This is a genomic window from Rhodoferax sp. RT5P35, assembly GCF_056521385.1.
The window spans coordinates 1-2,167 of the sequence record NZ_JBWMAX010000040.1 but is presented as its reverse complement, the minus strand read 5'-3'; the positions used below and the strand labels follow the sequence as shown (position 1 = coordinate 2,167).

Here is a 2,167-nt window from a genome sequence, read left to right as displayed (position 1 = left end):
ACCACCACTCAACGTGTTTTGGTGGGTAATTTGGGCTTGCGAACTTCCTATAATTGCGTAACTACCCGTTTTCTACCTTGTCCGTCAATTCCTCCCGCACCGCCGCCGCCCTCGCCCTCATTGCCGATGACATGCGCGAGGTGGATCTAGTCATTGCGCAACGCCTGGCCTCCGGCGTACCACTGGTGGGTACCGTATCGCAGTACATCATCTCTGCGGGTGGCAAACGCCTGCGGCCGGCGATTTTGCTGCTGATGTGCGGAGCCTTGGGCTATACCGAGGCACAGCGCTTCAACATGGCAGCCGTGGTGGAATTCATCCACACCGCCACCCTGTTGCACGACGACGTGGTGGACGAATCCACCCTGCGTCGGGGCCGCCCTACCGCCAACGAGGCCTTCGGCAACCCGGCCAGCGTACTGGTGGGCGACTTTCTGTATTCGCGCGCCTTCCAGATGATGGTCGATGCCAAAGACATGCGCATCATGCAAATTTTGGCCGATGCCACCAACGTGATTGCCGAAGGTGAGGTGATGCAGTTGGTCAATATGCACGATGCCTCGCTCGATGAAGCCGCCTACCTGCGCGTGATCCGCTCCAAGACCGCCAAGCTGTTTGAAGCCAGCGCCCGGCTGGCGGCCATCCTGTCGCACAGCTCGCCCGAGGTGGAAGCGGCTTGCTCCGCCTATGGCCAGGCCTTGGGCACCGCCTTCCAGGTGATTGACGACGTACTCGACTACGACGGCGATGCCGCCGAGATGGGCAAAAACCTGGGCGATGACCTGCGTGAAGGCAAGGCTACCCTGCCGCTGATCGCCGCCATGCGGCGCGGCAGCCCAGAACAATGCGCCTTGATCCGCAGCGCCATCGAAACCGGCGAAACCGAGCGCCTGGACGAGATCATTGCGATTGTGAAAAGCACCGGTGCGCTGGATCTCACACGCCAAGCCGCAGCCGCCGAAGCCCAGCGCGCGGTAGAGGCCACGAAGCACTTCCAGCCCAATGCCTACACCGATGGCTTGCTACAATTAGCCGCGCAATTATTGGAACGCCGCTCCTAGTTTTGCGGCGTTCCCACCAGCTTTATCGGGGTGTAGCTTAGTCAGGTAAAGCGCTACGTTCGGGACGTAGAGACCGGAGGTTCGAATCCTCTCACCCCGACCAAAAATCCTTATAAATCAAACACTTGCAGACGCGCAACGTGCTCGTATTTTGAGGCAACTTCAAAACTGTGCCAAAACTGTGCCAAATCAGGCCGTTTTAAGCGCATGGATTGGATCAACGGATAAACAACGATCGCTACAGAAGACTCCTCAACTCGGAGTCCTTCATGGCATCTATCGAAAACCGCTCTCGCTACACCGTCACCGTCAAAAACCGGGACGACCTCACCCAAGCATTCCCCTTCAGCAAAACCAAGGCCGTCCAAGCCCATATTGCGTCGCTGCGCGAAAAGGGCTTCAAGCCCAAACTGACCCAGGCAGAAAACCTCTTTCTGGTACGTATCCGTCAAAAGGGTTACGACGAAGACCAGTTGATGTGCCGCTCGCGCGAGGAAGCGGACGCCTACATCAAAAAAATCGAAGAAGAACGCCATCGCGGCCTGTTCATCGACTACACCGCCGCCCACAAGACCAGCTTCGCTAGCTTGCTGATTCGCTATCTGGAGGAAGAAGTCCCCAAGCTGAAAAGCAGCCGCTACCTCACCACCATAAAGGTTGAAGGCTGGCTTGAAGACAGCGGCCCCGAGGGCATCCAGCTTCTGGAGGTCTACCGGGAACGCTTGAAGGCAAAGAACCTCGCCAGACGCCCCGCCAAACACAGGATGCGCGAAGTATCCACCTGCTTGGCTTGGATGCATAAACGATTGTCCGAGGTCACCACAGCCGACATTGAAGACTACAGCGCGGAACGTTTACTGAGCGTGATGCCAGCCACCGTAGACCGCGAATTCGACATCCTCCGGGCCATTTTTACCGTACTCACCAAGATATGGGACTTCAACCTTGCCAAAAATCCCCTGGATGCGGCGCGACGTCCCCAGTATTTCAATGAGCGGGATCGGCGTATCCCCCCTGCGGAAGAACTTAGGCTCATCGAGGCCCTGGCGGCAATTGACCGTGAACGCGCCATCAAGACTTCCCTTGCCGCCTTGGTTGACAGTGCC

1 protein-coding gene, 1 tRNA gene and 1 pseudogene are annotated in these 2,167 nt (G+C 57.7%); all 3 read left to right on the top strand.

What is annotated here, in order from left to right; all coding sequences use genetic code 11:
* Positions 1 to 131: 131 nt before the first annotated feature.
* Positions 132 to 1,061 carry a polyprenyl synthetase family protein gene (locus AC097L_RS23275; RefSeq protein ID WP_479589116.1) on the top strand — a complete coding sequence of 310 codons (930 nt, stop codon included), beginning with the start codon at positions 132 to 134 and terminating at the stop codon, positions 1,059 to 1,061.
* Positions 1,062 to 1,087: 26 nt separating this feature from the next.
* Positions 1,088 to 1,164 (top strand) — tRNA-Pro (locus AC097L_RS23270).
* Positions 1,165 to 1,330: 166 nt separating this feature from the next.
* Positions 1,331 to 2,167, top strand: a pseudogene (locus AC097L_RS23265) (site-specific integrase); the annotation flags it as partial.